The organism is Bradyrhizobium sp. BRP56, assembly GCF_020194035.1.
Lineage (GTDB): Bacteria > Pseudomonadota > Alphaproteobacteria > Rhizobiales > Xanthobacteraceae > Bradyrhizobium > Bradyrhizobium australafricanum.
Map to the genome: position 1 here is coordinate 140,353 of NZ_JADYVV010000003.1, position 18,894 is coordinate 159,246.

16 protein-coding genes and 1 pseudogene are annotated in these 18,894 nt (G+C 61.9%); 12 read left to right on the forward strand and 5 right to left on the reverse strand.

The window, feature by feature from the left end; translation table 11 throughout:
- The first annotated feature begins 157 nt into the window (after positions 1 to 157).
- The 4 genes from I6F38_RS04100 (at position 158) to I6F38_RS04115 (ending at position 4,418) form a co-directional block, all read left to right on the forward strand.
- Complete coding sequence (locus tag I6F38_RS04100) at positions 158 to 2,254, forward strand: hypothetical protein (protein WP_225159151.1); 2,097 nt, start codon at positions 158 to 160, stop codon at positions 2,252 to 2,254.
- A gap of 91 nt (positions 2,255 to 2,345) precedes the next feature.
- Positions 2,346 to 2,813, forward strand: coding sequence for a carboxymuconolactone decarboxylase family protein (locus I6F38_RS04105; RefSeq protein WP_225159152.1), 468 nt, complete (start codon positions 2,346 to 2,348; stop codon positions 2,811 to 2,813).
- 165 nt (positions 2,814 to 2,978) lie between these two features.
- Positions 2,979 to 3,851, forward strand: coding sequence for a helix-turn-helix domain-containing GNAT family N-acetyltransferase (locus I6F38_RS04110; RefSeq protein WP_225159153.1), 873 nt, complete (start codon positions 2,979 to 2,981; stop codon positions 3,849 to 3,851).
- A gap of 69 nt (positions 3,852 to 3,920) precedes the next feature.
- Positions 3,921 to 4,418 (forward strand): peptide deformylase, encoded by a 498-nt coding sequence (locus I6F38_RS04115; protein WP_225159154.1) that lies wholly within the window; start codon positions 3,921 to 3,923, stop codon positions 4,416 to 4,418.
- A gap of 122 nt (positions 4,419 to 4,540) precedes the next feature.
- Here the strand turns inward: I6F38_RS04115 and I6F38_RS04120 are convergent, their stop codons facing one another.
- Positions 4,541 to 5,803 carry a serine hydrolase gene (locus I6F38_RS04120; protein ID WP_225159155.1) on the reverse strand — a complete coding sequence of 421 codons (1,263 nt, stop codon included), beginning with the start codon at positions 5,801 to 5,803 and terminating at the stop codon, positions 4,541 to 4,543.
- Between the two features lie 188 nt (positions 5,804 to 5,991).
- Positions 5,992 to 6,465, reverse strand: a complete 474-nt coding sequence (locus tag I6F38_RS04125) for a VOC family protein (RefSeq protein ID WP_057019799.1) — start codon at positions 6,463 to 6,465, stop codon at positions 5,992 to 5,994.
- 429 nt (positions 6,466 to 6,894) lie between these two features.
- Here I6F38_RS04125 and I6F38_RS04130 point away from each other — a divergent pair, with 429 nt between their 5' ends.
- The gene (locus tag I6F38_RS04130; RefSeq protein ID WP_225159207.1) at positions 6,895 to 7,548 is read left to right on the forward strand and encodes a glutathione S-transferase family protein; all 654 of its coding nucleotides are present in this window, start codon (positions 6,895 to 6,897) and stop codon (positions 7,546 to 7,548) included.
- 80 nt (positions 7,549 to 7,628) lie between these two features.
- Here I6F38_RS04130 and I6F38_RS04135 read toward each other — a convergent pair whose 3' ends face one another.
- Positions 7,629 to 8,816 carry a serine hydrolase domain-containing protein gene (locus I6F38_RS04135; protein WP_225159156.1) on the reverse strand — a complete coding sequence of 396 codons (1,188 nt, stop codon included), beginning with the start codon at positions 8,814 to 8,816 and terminating at the stop codon, positions 7,629 to 7,631.
- Between the two features lie 451 nt (positions 8,817 to 9,267).
- Between I6F38_RS04135 and I6F38_RS44185 the strand changes: the two are divergent.
- Together I6F38_RS44185 and I6F38_RS04150 are read left to right on the forward strand one after the other, a co-directional pair.
- A pseudogene (locus tag I6F38_RS44185) lies at positions 9,268 to 10,318 on the forward strand (FAD-dependent oxidoreductase).
- Positions 10,319 to 10,712: 394 nt separating this feature from the next.
- A complete protein-coding gene (locus tag I6F38_RS04150) occupies positions 10,713 to 10,949 on the forward strand; it encodes a hypothetical protein (protein ID WP_225159158.1) in 237 nt (78 codons plus the stop codon).
- Positions 10,950 to 11,202: 253 nt separating this feature from the next.
- Here the strand turns inward: I6F38_RS04150 and I6F38_RS04155 are convergent, their stop codons facing one another.
- Positions 11,203 to 12,099, reverse strand: coding sequence for a LysR family transcriptional regulator (locus tag I6F38_RS04155; RefSeq protein ID WP_225159159.1), 897 nt, complete (start codon positions 12,097 to 12,099; stop codon positions 11,203 to 11,205).
- Between the two features lie 316 nt (positions 12,100 to 12,415).
- Here I6F38_RS04155 and I6F38_RS04160 point away from each other — a divergent pair, with 316 nt between their 5' ends.
- Together I6F38_RS04160 and I6F38_RS04165 are read left to right on the forward strand one after the other, a co-directional pair.
- The gene (locus I6F38_RS04160; protein WP_225159209.1) at positions 12,416 to 13,150 is read left to right on the forward strand and encodes an SDR family oxidoreductase; all 735 of its coding nucleotides are present in this window, start codon (positions 12,416 to 12,418) and stop codon (positions 13,148 to 13,150) included.
- A 36-nt stretch (positions 13,151 to 13,186) separates the two neighbouring features.
- A complete protein-coding gene (locus tag I6F38_RS04165; protein ID WP_249794040.1) occupies positions 13,187 to 13,786 on the forward strand; it encodes an NADPH-dependent F420 reductase in 600 nt (199 codons plus the stop codon).
- 171 nt (positions 13,787 to 13,957) lie between these two features.
- Here the strand turns inward: I6F38_RS04165 and I6F38_RS04170 are convergent, their stop codons facing one another.
- Complete coding sequence (locus I6F38_RS04170) at positions 13,958 to 14,611, reverse strand: glutathione S-transferase (RefSeq protein WP_225159211.1); 654 nt, start codon at positions 14,609 to 14,611, stop codon at positions 13,958 to 13,960.
- Between the two features lie 107 nt (positions 14,612 to 14,718).
- Here I6F38_RS04170 and I6F38_RS04175 point away from each other — a divergent pair, with 107 nt between their 5' ends.
- The 3 genes from I6F38_RS04175 (at position 14,719) to I6F38_RS44190 (ending at position 18,889) form a co-directional block, all read left to right on the forward strand.
- Positions 14,719 to 15,282, forward strand: a complete 564-nt coding sequence (locus tag I6F38_RS04175) for a TetR/AcrR family transcriptional regulator (RefSeq protein ID WP_225159160.1) — start codon at positions 14,719 to 14,721, stop codon at positions 15,280 to 15,282.
- A 937-nt stretch (positions 15,283 to 16,219) separates the two neighbouring features.
- The gene (locus tag I6F38_RS04180) at positions 16,220 to 17,719 is read left to right on the forward strand and encodes an AAA family ATPase (protein ID WP_225159161.1); all 1,500 of its coding nucleotides are present in this window, start codon (positions 16,220 to 16,222) and stop codon (positions 17,717 to 17,719) included.
- A gap of 123 nt (positions 17,720 to 17,842) precedes the next feature.
- Complete coding sequence (locus I6F38_RS44190; protein ID WP_225159162.1) at positions 17,843 to 18,889, forward strand: Shedu anti-phage system protein SduA domain-containing protein; 1,047 nt, start codon at positions 17,843 to 17,845, stop codon at positions 18,887 to 18,889.
- Positions 18,890 to 18,894: the final 5 nt, after the last annotated feature.

Below are 18,894 nucleotides of genomic sequence, written 5' to 3' on the forward strand. Positions count from 1 at the left end.
TCGGCGCACAGCAAGAGGCATGCGGCAAGTTGTCCCGCACCGGCGATCGCCGGCCGGTCAACCTCTTATTTCCCGATCGCATTAATCGGACGTTGTCCGGCTCGCATATAAAGAAGCAACCCGGGACGACGAGGCGGCTTCGCAGGGTTACCCGATCGTGAATTCCATCCGCAGAATCGGCAACACCGAGTACTTCGCAATCCAGGTCGACGGCCAGGATGACTGGATCATGCGTCCTGCCCTCGGCCAGCGGCCCGCGCGGAATGCCGGGCTGCTGCCGGATGGCATCGCCTGGTTCTTCAACACCGACGCGGGATTCATCTTCTATGATCTCGCGCGTCGCCAACTCGTCGATCGGCTGCAAACGCCCTGGGCGCGCGGCCACGACGGAAAGGACGCGCGCGACGATTATCTGAGTTACGGATTTCTCCAGAGCAAGGATGGCCGGTTCGTCTATCTCCTGCTTTATCACGCCGCGAACGCGACTGACCTGCATGTCATCGACCTCGAGCGCAGGGCGATCGTCCGCTCGGTTCTGGACATGCCGAGCGGCAACTCGCTGTGCCCGCCGGTTCTGGACCAGGCTGGCCGGATTCTGGTTTCGGCGTTCCGGCACGACAATGGAATTATCGCGCTGCTGCTGCGCATCGATCCGCAGACAGGCGCTTACGATGTGTCGAGCTGCGAGGGATCGCGTGCCAGATCGTTCCTGATCCGCTCGAGCCCGTGCGGCCGCTATTGGCTGCGCGCCGACAATTCCCGGCTCCCCATGATTACCGAGGAGAGCTCGCTCGTCTCCCGGTTGCTGGGTAGAGACACCACGGCGCAGCGGGAGTATTTCAGCTTTGCCGTCGAGATCTGGCAGGCGTTTCCGCTGCGGCGGCTGCACTCCGTCGCGCCGATGTGGATGCAGGCGGAAGGGTTGCCCGACACGACCCAGCTTGACCTCGACAGGCGGAAGCAGGGATTGCCGCCTCGGCGAGGCGAGATCTACCGCAAGGTGTCGCAGTTGCTCGATCACGAGGCCACGCTGACGACCAACCAGATTAACGCGAAATCGCATCCCGATCTGTGGCCGGATCCGAACGGCCACTACGCCAATGTCAGCAGCAATCTCCGCGACTTCGAACTCTCCGAGCGCGACGTGATCGGCTGGCAAGGCGATAGCCAGGCTTTCTGGTTGAAGCGGCATGACTTCGTCGCCTGCGTCGGTGTGGACGGGACGGTTTCGCCCAAGATCATGCTGGAGCGGTTCGGGATGGACGACCGTCCTTGGCTGGCGCGCGCCCGCGGCTGGTCGAAGGCGACGCCCCTGCCCGACCGTCGCCTCGATATGCGGTTCGCGGAGGGGATGGTGACGGTCTCCGGCGCGCCGGGCGATCCGGTACACCGCGTCCGGGCGGTGCCCGTAACCGAGGATCATTTCAGGACCGCGCCACCCGAGCCGCAAGACGAGGACAGGGATGCCGCACTCGCCAAGAAGGCCGAGACGCTCGCCAAGCGGTTCAGCACCTACGCCGTCGATCTCGCCTCGATGAGCGAGCCCGATTGTATCGCGGCCGTCGATGCGCTCATGGCGCAGATCGGCCCCGATATCAACGAGCGCCCTCACGACAACCACCTGCAGGCAGTGTTCCGTTGCGATGGCAAGCGGCTCAACGAGAAGAAGTTCTTCTCGCATGTTGCGAAGCACTGCCCCGGCGCCGCACCTGCGATCCGAAGGCTGATCGACGCGGTATGCACGCACATCGGACCGAATGCCAACGCCTGGTACGATCCTTACGGAGACGAGATTCCGACCGCGCTGTTCGGCTACGCCGCGTGGTGCCTCGCGCGCCTGGACAAAACGAGCAACGATGTCCTGCTGCGCTACTACGGGCTGGTCGATACCGACCACGAGAACTTCTTTTTCGAGAAGATCGCTCCGTTGATGCTGGAGAATGCAGGCGACGCGAGTGCTCGCCTGGAGCTCGCGGAACAATTCTATTTCGGCGATCTCGGCAATGCCATCGATCACTCGGCGCTCTGGCGCATGGCGAAGATGGCCGAGCACGCGGCGAGCCTGATGACGGCGAAGCAGTATGCGGCGCGATTGCTGGCGCGCGCAGCCGCAACGTCCGCCGCGCGATCGAAGTCGGAGTTCGGGTATTATTGTTTCGACAATCTCGCGCGGTTCCTGACGGATCCTTCGCGATGGGAAACAGAGCTGCTGCAAGAACTCCGCCAAGCGGCGAGCGATCTCGCGCCCCGGTAGCGCCGCCGCAGATGAAAATATCGCGCCGGCATGTCACATTCGCCGTTCCTCGTTCGTCATGATGTCGTCAACCAACCCAGGGAAACCGACCATGACTGTCAGACTTGATCCGCTCGCCGCCGCCCCCAAGATCATGAAGATCTGGTTCGACGCGTCGGTCGCGATCTCCTCCAGCCTCGAGCCGAAGCTCGCCGAGCTTGTGAAGATCCGCGCCTCGGAGATCAACGGCTGCGCCAATTGCATCAATTTGCACACGACATTCGCCCGCGATGAGGGTGAGACCGAGCAGCGCATCTACCTGCTGTCGGCCTGGCGCGAAGCGCCCTGCTACACCGATCGCGAGCGCGCCGCGCTCGGCTGGACCGAGGCCCTGACGCGGATCTGCGAGCAGCATACCCACGTCGCAGCCTACGAGACGCTGAAGGCTCATTTCACGCCGGAGGAGCAGGTCAAGGTGACCTTGCTGATCAACATCATCAACGGCTGGAACCGGATCGCGGTCGGCTTTGGCGGCTTCGTCGATCCGCACGTGATCAAGGCCAGGATGGCGGCGGCGTGACCACGGAAATGGCACGAGACGACGCAGCGGCTGACTTCGCGCCGCTGCGTCCCCGGCTGATGCGCGTCGCCTATCGCATGGCCTCTGCACTAGGCGACAGGGCTTCATTCGGTCCGGATCGCCGGCTGATTGACGTGGCGACGATATCTGACTAAAGTCAGATATATGCTCGACCCCGTTTCCCGCGTCCGTCGCTTCAACCGTGCCGTGACCTCCGCCGTCGGCGCGCTCGACACCTCGTTCCTCGGGCGTGGCCGGCCGCTCGGCGCGGCGCGCGTGCTGAACGCGATCGGGCACGGCCGCGCCGATGTCGGCGAGATCAGGGATTATCTCGGCCTCGATTCCGGCCTGATGAGCCGCCTGCTGCGCAGCCTCGAGGACGAAGGACTGATCGAGACCACGGCGCATGGCGACGATGCGCGCCGCCGCATCGCACGGCTGACGGCGGCGGGTAAGCGCGAGTTCAACGCCTATGAGGCGATCTCCAACCGGCAGGCCAACGACTTTCTCGCCCACCACAGCCAACGCGAGGCGCTGCTGGCGGCGATGGACCTGATCGCCTCGGCGCTCGGCCGCGACGGCACCGCCCTCGATGAGATGGACCCGCGCGGCGACGAGGCACGCTACTGCCTCGGCGAATACTATGCCGAGCTGGCGCGGCGGTTCGAGAAAGGCTTTGACGTCAAGCTGTCGCGCGACCCTGAGGCCAAGGACATGGTGCGGCCGCGCGGCAGCTTCATCGTGGCGATGTCGGACGGCCTGCCGATCGGCTGCGTCGGGCTGAAGGGCAGCAGTAGCGGGTTCGCCGAGATCAAGCGGCTCTGGGTCGCACCCGGCGCGCGCGGTCTCGGCCTCGGCCGCCGCCTGATGGACGCAGCCGAGAAGGCCGCGCGCGAGCTCGGCATCGCGGCGCTGCGGCTCGACACCAACAGCGCGCTGCCAGAAGCCGGCCAGCTCTATCGCCGGACGGGCTGGACCGAGATCCCGCGCTTCAATGACGACCCCTACCCCGATCTGTTTTTCGAAAAGCATCTCTGAGCGGCGCGCAGCGCACCGCGCCCGCATCAGCATGTTGTCCGGCACGATGCGCTGGCCTAAGACACGGGCATGACCATTCGCCCCATCGTGCGCTATCCCGATCCGCGGCTTGCACTGCCGGCCGAGCCGGTGACCGTGTTCGACGAGGCGCTGCGCGAACTGGCGCAGGACCTGCTCGAAACCATGCGTGCGGCGCCGGGCATCGGCATCACCGCGCCGCATATCGGTGTGTCCCTGCGCGTCGTGGTGCTCGAGCTCGATGCCCGCGAGGGGCCGCGGACCTATGTCAATCCGGAGATCATCCGGACCTCGCCCGAGATGATCCAGCACAAGGAAGGCAGCGTCTCGATGCCCGGGGTCAATGACGAGGTCGAGCGTCACGCCCGCGTCCGCATCCGCTATCAGGATCTCGACGGCAACATGCAGACAGAGGAGTCCGACGGCCTGCGCGCGGTGTGCCATCAGCACGAGATCGATCAGCTCGACGGCGTGTTCTGGATCAGGCGGCTGTCCCGCCTGAAGCGGGAGCGCCTGATCAAGCGGTTCGACAAAATCTCGCGGACGTGATCGTAGCCCGCATAAGCGAAGCGACATGCGGGACAAGCCGCGATCAGCAGACGGACAGGCCCCGGATATCGCTGCGCTCATCCGGGCTACGCGTCTTGCGCGAGCGAACCAACCTGCCTTTTCTACCCTCCCGCCATCAAATCCTTGGCCAGCGCCATGTAGGCCGGCAGCGTCACAGGGTCGTTGGCCGCGTTGCCGGCAGCCGGGTGCGAGGCGTAGCGCGCGATTACCATCTCGGCCTTCGGATCGATATAGAGGCCCTGGCCATAAACGCCGCGCGCCATGAAGGCGCCATGCGCATTGTGCGTCACCCACCATTGATTGCGGTACGACGCCCCTGGCAGCGTGGTGTAGCCGGCAGGCTTGAATTTCCCGGGATCGCCGCCGCGCGCGATGTCCTCGACCACTTGAGACGGTACGATCTGGCGGCCGTTGAAGCGGCCGTGGTTGCGGATCGTCTCGCCGAACCGGGCAAGATCGCGCAGCGTCGTCGACAATCCGCCGCCACCGCTTTCGGTGCCGATGCGATCGACGTGATAATGCGCATCCTCCTCGGCGCCCATCGGCGCCCAGATCCGCTCGGAGAGCAGGTCCGACAGCGTCATGCCGCTGGCACGGCGGCAGATCCAGGCCAGCACGTCGGTGTTGACGGTCTTGTAGGCGAACGCCCTGCCGTGCTCACCCTGCTTCTGCTGCGCGCAGAGGAAATCAAAGATATTGGTCGCGCCCTCATAGCCCGGCTCGATCGGCGCCATGCCGTTGGCGCGCCGCAGCCCCCACACGTCGGAATTCTTGTCGGTATAGACCTCGGTGTATTTGAGGCCGGTGGTCATATCCATCGCCTCGTGCACGCGGGCATCGCCGAACGCGCTTGCCTTCAGCTCCGGCGCGTAATCGGTGATCGGCGCCTGCGGATCGATCTTGCCCTCCGCAATCAGGATGCCGGCGAGCGTGCCGGTGAACGATTTGGTCACCGACATCGCGATATGCGGCTTGTGCGGCTTCAACGCGCCGAAATAGCGCTCGTAGATCAGCTTGCCCCGGTGCAGCACGGCGATGCCGTCGGCATAGGTCTCCTCGAGCATGCGCGCGAAGGTCATCGGGCGGCCGTCCATCGTCACCGATGCCGACGCGCCGATATCATGGTCTTCGCGCGGCAGCACCGACGCCGGCCCTGCCCCGCGCCAGACATTCACGGTCGGCACCAGCTGCCGGATGTTGCTCCAGGCCCAGCGCAATTCGGGGAAGCTGCGGAACGAGCCGTTCTGGAAGGTGATGGTCCTGTCCTGCGGCGGCGGGAAGCCCTGCATCCAGCCAAGCGTCTGCGGATCGGATTCGGCGGCGGTGAGATTTTGCTGTTGATTGGCGGCGGCGGCGACGGACATCAGGGCTGGCTCCAGAGCTGCGAATGCGAATTTCGTATCACGCGACAGCACCAGGCACATCCCGCGTTTGCGCCGGGGTGATCGTCGCGGCGAGCGCACGCCGCAACGCGAATGGCCGCGCGCCGCACATACCGGCTCGATCGGACACCTGACTATCGAGCCCGGGCCAAATCATTCCACCACGCGGATTACCCCGCCGCCGCGCGCTCGATCGCGGCGATGTCGATGTTCTTCATCGTCATCATCGCCTCCATCGCGCGCTTGCCGGCGGCGCGATCGGCGCTGTTGACGAGTTCGAGCAGCCGCCGCGGCGTGATCTGCCAGGCAAAGCCCCAGCGATCCCGGCACCAGCCGCACGGCAACTCCTTGCCGCCGTTGGAAGTGACCGCATTCCAGTAGCGGTCGGTCTCCTCCTGGCTGTCGGTGAGCACCATGAAACTAACCGCCTCGTTCGGCGTGTAGTTGGAGCCTCCGTTCAGCCCCACGAAGCGCCGGCCAAGCACGGTGAACTCGACCGTGAGTTCCTCGCCCTGCCCGATACCCGGTATCGGAGATTGATGGCCTGCGCCGACATGGCTGTCGGGAAACGTCGCAGCATAAAACTCCGCCGCTTCGCGCGCCCGGCCCTGATCGAACCAGAGGCATGTAACGAGATCGGTCATGGCAGTCTCCTTGTTTGCGCGCAAAGGACGATTGGCGAAGGCGGCAGCCGACATCGCGGCAACAGGCTGATGAACAATATTTGCGGAACCGCGTTCGTCACAACACCCGCCTCTAGACACGATCGTCGTCCTTGCGAAAGCCAGCACCCATAACCACCGCAACTGATTGGGAACGGGATCACGGCCCCAGCGTCGCGCAACAATTGAGATTTGGGGTAATGGGTCCTGGCTTTCGCCAGGACGACAGTGAGTGTGTGGCATGGCCTCCATCCCCAATCGTCGTCCCTGCGGGTTCTCGCCTTTGGCGGGACCGGCCCCGGATTTCGCTGCGCTTCATCCGGGCTACACTTGGCCAAAATATTCCGGAATCAGCTGTCGGGGCGCGCGCCGCCCGCTCGTCCTCAGGACGCAAGGACATGGAGAGAAACGATGACGCCCATCATTACCGCCTTCGAACGGTCGCCCGATGGCGGCAAGGGACTGGCGCGCGATACGCGCGTTCGCTGGGCGCTGGAAGAAACGGGCCAGCCTTACGAGGTTCGCCTTCTTTCGTTCCAGGCGATGAAGGAGCCTGCGCATCTGGCGCTGCATCCCTTCGGCCAGATTCCGACCTATGAGGAAGGTGATCTGGCGCTGTTCGAGACAGGCTCGATCGTGCTCCATATCGCCGAGCGTCATGCAGGCCTGCTGCCCGGCGATGCCAATGCCCGCGCCCGCGCAATCACCTGGATGTTTGCCGCGGTCAACACGGTGGAACCGCCGATCCTCGAACTCATGACCGCCAGGATTCTGGAGAGCGACAAGCCCTGGACCAAAGACCGCCTGCCGCTGGTCATGGATCGCATCCGCGACCGGCTGAAGCAACTCTCCCCCCGCCTCGGCGACGCCGACTGGCTCGACGGCGCGTTCAGCGCGGGCGACCTGATGATGGTGTCGGTGCTGCTCAGGCTGAGAGCATCGGGCATTCTCGACGAATATCCGGGCCTGTCCGCCTATGTCGCCCGCGGCGAAGCCCGGCCGGCTTACCAGCGCGCTTTCGAGGCTCAGTTGGCGGTTAACACGGGTAAACCACCGACCGGCTGAGGTTGGCGACAACAGGGACAGCGCCCTCGCGCAGACGACAAAGCCCCCGGACATCGCTGCACTCGTCCGGGCCAGGTTTGCTAGTCGAATGGATCGTGTTCTTGCAGCGGTTCGGTCAGTTCGAATCCTGGATGAAGCTGCGAGATGATCTCCAGTGCGGTGCGGCCGGGTGCGATCCCCGCGGGGTGCACGCCCGACGCATCGAAATACTGGTTGCTCAGCACCGCGACACCGCATTGCAGTTCCGGCACGACGATCACGATCGCTTCGAATCCGCCTCTGCTCGTCGCGCCGTTCTTTGTGAAAACGGTATGGCCCTGCGTGTCCGTGGTGATCTGCCAGGCGAGGCCCATGGTGACGCTGGTCTTCTCCCCGCAGATGGGGAATGTCCCCTGGTTCTGCCGCGTCAGCGCGATTTGCGAGCCGAGCGGCCCCTTCGGTGCCGCGATCTGCGCCGCAAGGAACTTGATCATGTCGTCGCCGGTGGTCTTCAGATCAAAGGCCGTGCCGCCGGTCGGCGTGTTGCGGTCGAAGACGATCGGATATGGCGGCTCGGAGCTCTTGCTCCAATGCCCGATACATCCCTGCGCGATCTTCCACGACGAATTGAGCACGGCTCCGGTCTGCTTCATGCCGAGCGGACCGGTGATGTATTCGGCCAAAATTTCGTTGTAGTTATGGCCCTTGTCTTTCGCAAACATCTGCGTGACCGCAAAGCCCAGGGTCACGAAGCCGATGTTGGAATACTGCCAGCAGCCCTGCGGCGGCGTATCATATTGATTCCACCAGTTGATGAGTTCACTGGAGGGCGGCTCGTCCGCAAACAGCTGCTCGCTGTAGCCAGTCAAGCCGTCCCCCGGCTGCTCCGGCATGCCGGAGGTATGGGTGGCGAATTGCACGAGCTGGATGGCGTCCAGCACCGGCGTTCCCACCGCGTTCGCGCTGAAGAGGTTCAGATAAGGACCGATGGTATCGTCAAGAGTGGGCCCACCAGCCTTGACCGCCACCGCCAGCAATGTGCTGGTGAACACCTTGGTCACCGATCCGATCTCGAACACCGTGTCGGTCGTGACACTGAATGGCGCGGGCGACGAGCCGGCCACGCCTGACAGTCCCTTGGGGTAGACGTAGCCCTTGGTGCCGAACGACTTTTCGTCATAGACCGCGATGCAGCAGCCAGGGGCGTTGCTGATGTCGAGATATTTTTTTGCCGCCTGTTGAACGATCTGTGCCGGACTTGTCGTCGCCTCGATCATCTGGTCGCTCATTTCGCCCTCCTGCCGGTGAAGATGCACCATATTGACCCTTGGTTGCATCATCTCATATAACGTCGTTCAGCGCGAGTGAAATCACCGTGACTATTTGTTTCATTCTGGGCCGGTGGAACGTTCGTGCGGAAGGCAGCGTCATCAGGCGCGGGCTTACGCCGACGTCCCGGCAGTCGCGAAAAGTCTGGCGCACATCGCAGGGCGGGTTAGCGACGCGCAATCCGCCGCCTCGCGCGTGGCTTCAAGATACGGCGGATCACGCTTCGCCAATCCAGCTGCGCGCTCGGCTGGATTATGCTTGCTGCCGGAGCATCGGAAATGACATGGTCGATTTCACACCGCCGATGCAGGCAGAGCGCAGGACTTCTTCGTGAGCACCAATCAAGCGATCAAACTTGCGGTGATCGGACGCGGCCTGATCGGATCGGCGGCTGCGCGGCATCTGAGCAAGATGGGCCACGATGTTGCGCTGATCGGGCCCGATGAGCCGGCGGATTTTTCGCGCCATGGCGGCGTGTTCGGCAGCCACTATGACGAGGGCCGCATCACGCGGAGTTACGATCCAGGGCCGTTCTGGCGGCAAGCGAACCGCGCCGCGATTTCGCGCTACGGCGAGATTGCAGCGGAGAGCGGCGTGGAGTTCTATCGGGAAGCCGGAGCACTTCACATCGGCCGCAGCGAAACCAGCGATGTTGCTTCGATCGGCAGGATCTGTGCCGAAGACGGAATCCAGTGTGAAGCCTATCATGATGCGGGGCTCGCGGAGCGCTTTCCGTTTCTGAAATCGACGGCGGGAATGCAGGGCTATTTCGAGCCGCGCAATGCCGGATACATCAGCCCGCGCCGTCTGGTCCGCGCGCAGACGATCGCGGCGGAGCGCGCCGGCGCCCGGATTATCGACGAACCCGCGCTGGGGCTCTGGCGTGACGATCCGGACGCGATCGGGCAGCGTCGAGGCCGAGCGCGTTCTGGTTGCGGCGGGCGGGCACACCCAATCGCTGCTCGGCCGCTCCCTGGGCTTTACGGTCTATGGGCGGACCGCAGCGCTGTTCCGGCTTGGTGCGGCGGAGACCCAACGCCTGGCCGGAATGCCATCGATGCGTTGTCTCGGGCCCAAGGGTGACAATCCCTACATCCTGCCGCCGATCCGCTATCCGGACGGCCAGACCTGGCTGAAGCTCGGCGGCGATCCGGTCGATCTTCCGCTCGGCAGCGAGGCCGATATCAAGGACTGGTTCCGCTCGGGCGGATCGATTGAAGTCGCCGATCGGCTTCAAGGACAGATCCTTGAACGCATTCGCGAGCTCGCTTTCGAGGAACGCCGCGTCGTGCCCTGCATGACCACCTTCGGCGACAGCGGACTGCCCTGCATCGGACCGCTTTCGGAGCGCGTCACGGTCGCGTTCTGCTGCTACGGCAAGAGCGCAAAGTGTTCGGACGAACTCGGCCGGCTCGGCGGCATGGCGCTGCTCGGCGAGATCAGAGCCGAGCTCGCGCCGTGACGGAGTTTTGTGCGGCGTTTGCGTCCGAAAGTTCCTGGGCACGCAGGACGGGTTCGCCAGCGGGTAGCCCGCATCAGCGCACCGATATGCGGGACGTCACGACACGCCCCGGATATCGCTTCGGTCATCCGGGCTACGCTTGCTGAACCCGTAGGAGTGCCAACGCGGACGTAACGCACCCTCACGATCATCACCCGAAGACGTGATGGATTACGCTTCGTTCATCCGGTCTGTCGGTGATGGTCTGCATCGCGCGACACAACGGCGAGGACCTCATTGCTCACGCAGCGTTGAGCCGGCGTGAATGATGATTGCATTTAAGTCCGCCGTTGCCGTGCACAAATATCTGACGAGGCCAGACTCCTCGGCCCCATAAACAAAACGGAGAAACTCCATGACCAACGTCAAATTCCTGTCGGCTACTTTGATCGCGGTTGCCATGATCGCGTCGCCGGCAATGGCGCGTGAAACCCACACGATGTCCCGCCACGTCGCGGAGGCGAGCGCCGCCGCGCCGACCGAACCCGTCTATGTCGACGGTCGCGCCTGCATCCCGGCGCCGCGCGTCGGCTCATTCGCCACCGCGCCCTGGACCGGCAACAACGTCCCCTGCGAACCGGGTCCATATTGATCGCGTGGCGCGCATCGATCGGTCGAGCGGCCTCCTAGCTGCTTGACCGGCGCGATGTGCCATCGCTCCGCTGAAACAGTGAGTAGCCCGCATGAGCGCAGCGATATGCGGGACACCACGCGACACACGATAGAAAATGCCCCGGATATCGCTTCGCTCATCGGGGCTACGCTTGCTCGATGGTTCTCATTGCGCCCAATGAGTTGATTTGTCGTTGCAGAAACGTTTCTTCGTCTTGACTCCTGCCCGCGCGTCAGTCGCGTGATACGGACAGTCCGGCGAGAAGCGGCGCGTATGCGGTGAGCCTGCGGGATACGAACTCCGTGAAGAGCCGCACGCGCTTCGTCTTGCGTGTCTCCCCCTGTGTGAGAAGCCAGAGCGTTCCGTACATGTGCAGGTCGGTGCCCGGCACCCTCGCTAGCAAGGGGTCGGCATCTCCGACGAAGCACGGCAGCGTCGTCATGCCGATCCCCTGCTGCACCGCGACGATCTGCGCCGCGGCATCTGTGGCCCTGAACGGAACCTCGGCGGCGCGCACCTCACCCTCGTGAGCCCAGTCCGGAATTCCGTGAATACTTATGACGATCCACCTGACGGGATCAGGCGCGCCCGCACGCCACGCGGCCAGTCGATCGCGGGATATGTAGATGCCTCCGAACAGCTCCGGTCCCTTCAGGCCGTGAAGATTGAGCGGCAGGGTTTTGCGGTCGTAGACGACGCGGATCGCGACGTCGGCCTCCCGGTTGGTCAGATTTGCCAGTTCGCCGGACGACAAGATTTCCATCTCGATGTCCGGATGCAGACGCGCGAAATCGGCGAAGTCCGGCATGAGCAGGTGTGTCGCGAGGGGCGGTGCCAGCGTCACCCGCAGACGCCCGCGCACGCTCTGGTCGCGGCCAAAGACGCGCGTCTCCAGCTGGTGCGACGACGCTTCCATCTGGTCCGCGAGCTCGAGGACCTCTTCCCCCGCAGCCGTCAGGCGGTAGCCCGAGGGCAGCTTCTCGAACATGTGCGCTCCGAGCCGTTCCTCCAGCTGGGCGACGCGTCGCAGCACGGTCGAGTGGTTCACCCCGAGGCGCTCGGCGGCAGCCCGCACCGACCCTCCGCGCGCGACGGCAAGAAAGTATCGAACGTCATCCCAGTCGATCATGGTGCAATCCAGCACCGCTGGGGTGCGCCTTCCAAAGCCCGTGTCCAATACGTCGAACAGCATCTCGTATGTGGGTAACACGGGCGATCATCCTAGCCCAAGCCGAATAGCCACGCCGACAAACGCGGCCCAATTCGAAACGGCGGACGCCCGTCGTCGCGGCCGGCCTCACGCGTCCAGCCGGATCGATTTCGCACCACCGATGTGCACGCTTCCGCACTCAACGCCTGACGCCGGCGGAGCTACGTCGAGGTTCTCGGGGGCCATCTCGCAAATGGGACCAGAGACGCTGTCCGACACGACGAAAGGAGAAGTCATGGGAAAGCTTGAGGGTAAGGTTGCAGTCATCACGGGTGGATCGAGCGGCATGGCGCTGGCGAGCGCCAGGCGGTTCGTTGAAGAAGGCGCCTATGTTTTCATCACGGGTCGAAGGCAGGAGGTGCTCGACGAGGCCGTCAGGCTGATCGGCCGCAACGTGACCGGCGTGCGCGGCGACGCGGCCAATCTCGACGACCTCGATCGTCTGTTCGATACAGTCAAGCGGGAAAAGGGCAGGATCGACGTCCTGTACGCGAGCGCCGGCATGGGCAACGCCGTCCCACTCGGCGAGATTACCGAGCAGCATTTCGATGCGACCTTCGGCCTGAATACGCGCGGCACGCTGTTTGCGGTTCAGAAGGCATTGCCGCTGTTCAACGATGGCGGATCGATCTTCATGACCGGGTCAGTTGCGTCGGTAAAAGGTTTTCCCGGCTACGGCGTGTATGCGGCAAGCAAGGCGGCGTTGCGCTCATTCGCACGCACCTGGCTCAACGAACTGAAGGGCAGGAATATACGGGTGAACGTGCTGAGCCCGGGGCCGATCGCCACTCCGATGCAGGACCAGGTCCTCACCGAGGAGGCGAAGCGGATGTTCGAATCCCTGATCCCGCGGGGAAAGATGGGTCGTCCCGAGGAAATCGCGGCGGCCGCGCTGTTTCTTGCCTCAGACGATTCGAGCTTCGTGAATGGGGTGGAGTTGTCTGTCGACGGCGGTTTTTCGGCCATCTGAAATCGAATCAACACCAACACGGATCGGAGATGCACTATGAGCTACGCGATTGTAGGATTCGGTAAGATAGGCCAGGCCCTTGCCCACGCCTTCGCCCGTAAAAACATCGACGTGACCGTCGCGAGCCGCCGGCCGCCCGAGGCGTTGGCGCCGCAGGCTCGGGCGATTGGACCCACGGTCGTCGCCAGGTCGTTGCGGGAAGCACTCGAGGCCGACACAATCATCCTGGCGGTCCCGTTCGGGGAGCATCGCGAGGTTGCGAAGGCCCTGCCGAGCTGGAAAGGCAAGACGGTGATCGACGCGATGAACGCGTTTCCAGTCCCTGAAGAGCTGGACGGTCTGCCGTCCTCCGCCTTCGTCGCGAAGGCGTTCACCGGTGGCAAGCTCGTCAAAGGCTTCAATCACCTGGTTGCGGCCAAGCTGGCTGCCGATCCGATCGTCGAGGGCGGCCACCGGGTGGTCTTTCTGGCTGGTGACGACGAGGACGCGATCGCGCCTGTGGCCGCCCTGGCGAAGCAACTCGGGTTCGCACCCGTCAAGCTGGGAAAGCTCAACGAGGGTGGCGCGCTGGTGCACGCACGCGGCCGCAGTTGGGGCCCGCTCATCTTCCAGGATTTGTTCAAGAAGGAGCAGTAACGGATTTGCGATCCGTAGCCCGCATGAGCGGAGCGACATGCGGGACGAGACGCGGAGCGCCGATCGGAAAACCCCGGATGTCGCTGCGCTCATCCGGGCTACGCTTGCAATCTTGCCGATCCGCCCTCGCGTAAGACTCGCGAGAGCGGTGTTCGCAAACGACGATCTCGATCAAGATGCCTCGATCGGCTCGGACATCCTTATCCGGTTCTTGACGCTGGGACGCTCCTGCATCGCTGCATACCATGCCAAGAGAGCCTCGCACTCGACCGGCACCGGCACCTTCACGAGTCCCGCGAAGATCAAGCCGCCGATGAGGGTGATATCGGCCATCGTGAACGACTCGCCGGCGACGAACGGCTGTCCTTTCAGGATGCCGTCAAAGTAGTGCATCCCCCTGAGGGCCTTGTCGCGCTGACGGAATCCCCATTCAGGGTTCTGATAGATCTCGACATGAGGCCCAAGGCCCGGCGTAGCGTGGTGGAAATAGACACTGATGGCATCGAGCAGTTCCAGCTCGGCGCGCTTGCTCATCATGTGGATCACGCCCTTTTCGCGCGGCGTCCTGCCGGTCAGCGTCGGCGCGCCATCGAGCGCGTCAAGGTACTCGGTGATGGCCGTGCACTCGCCAATGAACGTCCCGTCGTCGAGTTCGAGCACCGGCAGGGTGCCGGAGTAGTTCTTGGCGAGGAATTCGGGCTTCTTGTGCTCGCCCTTGTAGAGATCGACCAATACGAACTCCACTTGCGACCGCAGGTTCTTCTCGGCCAAAGCGATGCGAACGCGGGCCGGATATGGGCCAGTCGGCCAATCGTAAATCTTCATCATGACTCCTGTCTACCTGTCACTTGGTAGGGTGAAATTAGCCTTTAAATCCGGCCGGTCAACGCCTATCTGTCACTTGGTAGATAACGAAGCAGTGAGGCGACGAAGTGAGTTCGAGCTCTCGGGAGGCGATCCTGGCGGCAGCAAAGCGGACCGCGCAGGCACGCGGCTATGGCGGCTTGAATTTCCGCGATCTCGCGGACGAAGTCGGGATCAAGGCCGCCAGCATCTATCACCATTTTCCGAGCAAGGCCGATCTCGGCGTGGCCGTCGCGCGGCGCTACTGGGAGGACACCGCCGTCCAACTCGAGTCGATGATGGCAGAAACGGCCGATCCCGTCCGCTGCCTGCGTCGCTATCCCGACGTGTTCCGCAAAGCGCTCGAGAGCAACAATCGCATGTGCCTCTGCAGCTTCATGTCGGCGGAAGTCGACCACCTGCCGGAGGCAGTGAAGAAGGAGGTCCAGACCTTTGCCGACGTCAACGTGGCGTGGCTGAGCAAGCTGTTGGTGGCTGCGGGCCTGGTCAGTTCGAGAAAGAGCGAACAGCGGGCCCGCGCCATCTTCGCCGCCGTCGCCGGCGCGCAGCTCATCGCCCGAAGCCGCTCGGATATTTCGCTCTACGACTCGACGATCGACAGCTATCGCGCCGCGGGTCTTCTGCCGGCATAGATGGCCCGAATGTCAGATCGAGATGAGGCGGCGACGCCCTACTCCCACTCGATCGTTCCAAGCCATGGTAGCAAGTAGCCCGCATGAGCCAACGGGTCGCGCGAACGCGCGCCCCGTTGGCTTATCCGGGCTACGCTCGCTGGTGCACGCACGCGGCCGCGTTTTGGGGCCCACTCATCCTCCGGGATTTGTTCAGGAAGGAGCAGTGATCGGCGCACGGGCGCCGTTCGAAAAGCGGGGAGACGCTCGGGCCGCGCCGGATAAACAGCGCGCAGTTCGGATCAACGGTTTCAAACAGCGTCAGATATGACATCACGTCCTCGCGACGACAATCGTCCGAGCTTTGCTGTTGGTTTCACCCTCTTCGATCAGAGGGCGCAGGGAAGACCGGGTGCCGATCGCACCCATGGGCCCCGAGCAATGGGTAGAGAGCTCGGGGGTAGGACCACAGGTGTAACCGGAAACATCCGGCCTTCCCTGCGCGATGGTTGTGCGGCTTACTTCGTGCTCTCCCCGGCGAGACTGGGCTTTTTTGTCACCGTTTCGCGAAGATGCTTCGCATCTCGCGGAAGACACCTACCACTAGGGCGTCAGGACCACACGACTTCGCCGTCCACTTCATGCGCACTCGTCAGTCGCGCACTCAGCGTCCACCGCATCCCACACCACGTTCGTGACGACCGCGATCCGCCCCTCGTGTCGGGTGGGATGCGCATATTGAACATCTGAGTTGGGTCAAACGCCAAGCGGAATATTTTCTTATCGCGGGATTGACAGGTTTTGCTGAGTTGCCCGTCGGGGTGATTTGTCGCAGGAGGTGGGAAGGGATTTAGTTCGCGTCAGGGCAACTCGACCACGGCGCACACATAGACGAAGCGATACTTGCGGCAAAACTTGTTTGTTTGGCATAACGAAAATGGAATGGGGGATGCGAGCAATGTTCAAAAGCGAAGTGCGCGACAGCACAGTCAATGGCTTGTTAGATAAGGCTAGAGAGAGAAACTACGGCCAATACCTAGCCAGACTAATTCTCAAGAAGGTGCGCGGCTTCAACGACGAACCCATATCCTTCGACTTTCCGGTCACGGCCATCATTGGCCCAAATGGCGGAGGCAAAACCACCGTTTTGGGAGCAGCGGGAATTATTTACAAGGATGTCGCACCTCGCACTTTCTTCTCAAAGAGTGGCAAGTACGACGCTGGAATGCAGGACTGGTCGATAGAATACGAGATCGTCGATCGCAGCGTCGCTAAAGATCATGTCCGACGAACTGCGAGCTTCAAGAGCCTCAAATGGAATCGTGACGCTATGGACAGGCAAGTGCTCGTCTTTGGCGTCTCAAGGACCGTGCCCGCAAGCGAACGAAAGGAACTTTTGAGCTGCACATCCAGAAAGTTTTCCGTCCCCGAGAATCAAATAGTTGGATTTTCACAAGAGCTCAACGAAGCAATATCGCGAATCTTGGACAAAGACGTAAGTGGGTTTCGTCAGCTAAGAATCCACGCCTCCGGCGATGTTACGCTGCTTACAGGCCAGACACAAAGTGGCGTTCAATATTCTGAATTCCACTTTGGGGCAGGAGAATCCAGCATTATTCGCATGGTTGCGGCAATCGAAGCCGCGAAAGACCAGACTCTAGTTTTGATCGAAGAGATTGAGAACGGATTGCACCCAGTCGCCACGATTCGACTCGTCGAGTACCTAATCTGGGCTGCGGAACGTAAGAAAATCCAAGTCATCTTCACGACTCACTCGAACGAAGCGCTCCAACCCTTGCCGAGCAAGGCAATTTGGGCGGCAACAAAGGACAAGCTATTTCAGGGCAAGCTCGATATCGCGTCTTTGCGCGCGATCACTGGGCAGATAGAGACGTCGTCCGTAATTTTTGTCGAGGACGATTTCGCCAAAACTTGGGTGGAGTCGATCCTCCGACAAGGAAGTGTCTATCCGATCGAACACTTCCAAGTACATGCAATGGCCGGAGACGGCGCAGCAGTATCGATGAACGGCTATCACAACGCAAATCCGTCGGTCTCCGTCCCTTCAGTATGCGTTATTGATGGAGATTCAAAACAAGATGACGATCCCACCAAAGGTATCTTTCGCCTTCCTGGCAATGCGCCTGAGGCATACGTATTCGATAGCTGCATCGAGGCCTGGCCCGAGATTGGAGGCAAGTTGTCCGTCGCGCTTCTTCAAGAATTTGCCGAGAGCGATCGCGTTTTGGAGGCTTGCCAACAGATTCGCAGATCGAACAAGGATACTCACCTGCTTTTCTCGCAACTTGGCGCGAAATTAGGATTGATCCCCGCCCAAACAGTGAGCCTCGCGTTCACGACCATTTGGGCGCAGCTTAACAAACAGACAATTGAACAATTAGCCGGTAAGATCGCCGAGTTTAGCACGAGAGAGAAGCAAAACTCTCCCTCTAGCTAGTGAGCCCAAGTCGCGAGAAAGCCACGTGATCGATGGCTTCGGCGCTATGGCGCCGGTTGCCGACGATGATAGACCACTGCGCTGCACCATCGGAAACGGCTCCAAACAGTCAGGGAGTGCTTGGTGAACTACTTCGATACTTTTTACGCGTTGCTGCAGGACGCAATCACGGACGGTGGTCTTGCGGCACGAAACCGCGTTGAGGTCGAAGCGCGGGCAGCAGATGAACTTGCGATTACCTTCCCTGCCTACGCTGCCTTAACGACCTGGGGACGAAAAGGGTTCGAAGTTATTGTTGATATCGCCATTAAGGGCCGCACCGTGAAGAGCAAGTCCGCGGCCCTCACTCTATTTACTGTACTTGGAGCTTCGGGCCGACTTTCCGTGAACCAACTGCTAATGACTAATCCAAGGTTCATAGCGCTCGTAAATTCGAAGTTTGACGCGACAACAACAAAGCCTGCAGCGCGTTATGCGTTGCGCTCACTCGTCATGTCGCTTCCTACCGACGACCTTCTCATTCCGTTGAGTCAATCATTCATGCACCTACAACTGCAGCCTGAGGAGCCAGCGCCCGAGCTCGTCCAGCATCTCGTTGGCGCCATTAGCGCTAAATGGCTTCGATTTGGACCGCCTGCACTCGATCGGTACGAGCACATGCTGACAGCACGTGCGAACGATGAGCCGGCGTTTCAAGAGTTTTTTTGTACATACCCTCAGCTTCTTGATCCGCTGGCGGTCCAGGTTTGGAGTCAGCCGGATTTCCATGGTGCAGCGGAGCCTGACTTCGTGATCCGAAGAGCGGATGACAGCTATCTAGTGGTAGAGATCGAGTGTCCCGGAAAGATGCTTTTGACAAAGGGGGGCCAGTTTAGTCACGAAACAGTCCACGCTGAAAAGCAGACGCTTGACTATGAGAGCTTTCTATCAGAGCGCGTCGTCGAAGCGCGAATGCATTTTCCGAACTATCGCAGAGCAGACTGTCTCGCTGTGATTGGCCTAGAGACTGCGCTCACGACTGAACAGCGCCAAAACCTTGATCGGGCGAATGGCCGTCGGCAGAACCTAAGAGTGGTCGGCTTTGACTGGCTTCTCGACCGCGCAAGGACAATGATTAGCAATATAGGCGAGGGAGAGATCGAAGTGATCAAACGCCACCGAGTCGTTTGACGATC

Bases quoted from the DNA above. Each gene is read 5' to 3' on its own strand.
- I6F38_RS04130 (WP_225159207.1), top strand. From the start codon at position 6,895: ATGACGCCCATCATTACCGCCTTCGAACGGTCGCCCGATGGCGGCAAG.
- I6F38_RS04135 (WP_225159156.1), bottom strand. From the start codon at position 8,816: ATGAGCGACCAGATGATCGAGGCGACGACAAGTCCGGCACAGATCGTT.
- I6F38_RS04125 (WP_057019799.1), bottom strand. From the start codon at position 6,465: ATGACCGATCTCGTTACATGCCTCTGGTTCGATCAGGGCCGGGCGCGC.
- I6F38_RS04165 (WP_249794040.1), top strand. From the start codon at position 13,187: ATGAGCTACGCGATTGTAGGATTCGGTAAGATAGGCCAGGCCCTTGCC.
- I6F38_RS04170 (WP_225159211.1), bottom strand. From the start codon at position 14,611: ATGAAGATTTACGATTGGCCGACTGGCCCATATCCGGCCCGCGTTCGC.
- I6F38_RS04120 (WP_225159155.1), bottom strand. From the start codon at position 5,803: ATGTCCGTCGCCGCCGCCGCCAATCAACAGCAAAATCTCACCGCCGCC.
- I6F38_RS04155 (WP_225159159.1), bottom strand. From the start codon at position 12,099: ATGATCGACTGGGATGACGTTCGATACTTTCTTGCCGTCGCGCGCGGA.
- I6F38_RS04110 (WP_225159153.1), top strand. From the start codon at position 2,979: ATGCTCGACCCCGTTTCCCGCGTCCGTCGCTTCAACCGTGCCGTGACC.
- I6F38_RS04160 (WP_225159209.1), top strand. From the start codon at position 12,416: ATGGGAAAGCTTGAGGGTAAGGTTGCAGTCATCACGGGTGGATCGAGC.
- I6F38_RS04105 (WP_225159152.1), top strand. From the start codon at position 2,346: ATGACTGTCAGACTTGATCCGCTCGCCGCCGCCCCCAAGATCATGAAG.
- I6F38_RS04115 (WP_225159154.1), top strand. From the start codon at position 3,921: ATGACCATTCGCCCCATCGTGCGCTATCCCGATCCGCGGCTTGCACTG.
- I6F38_RS04150 (WP_225159158.1), top strand. From the start codon at position 10,713: ATGACCAACGTCAAATTCCTGTCGGCTACTTTGATCGCGGTTGCCATG.
- I6F38_RS04180 (WP_225159161.1), top strand. From the start codon at position 16,220: ATGTTCAAAAGCGAAGTGCGCGACAGCACAGTCAATGGCTTGTTAGAT.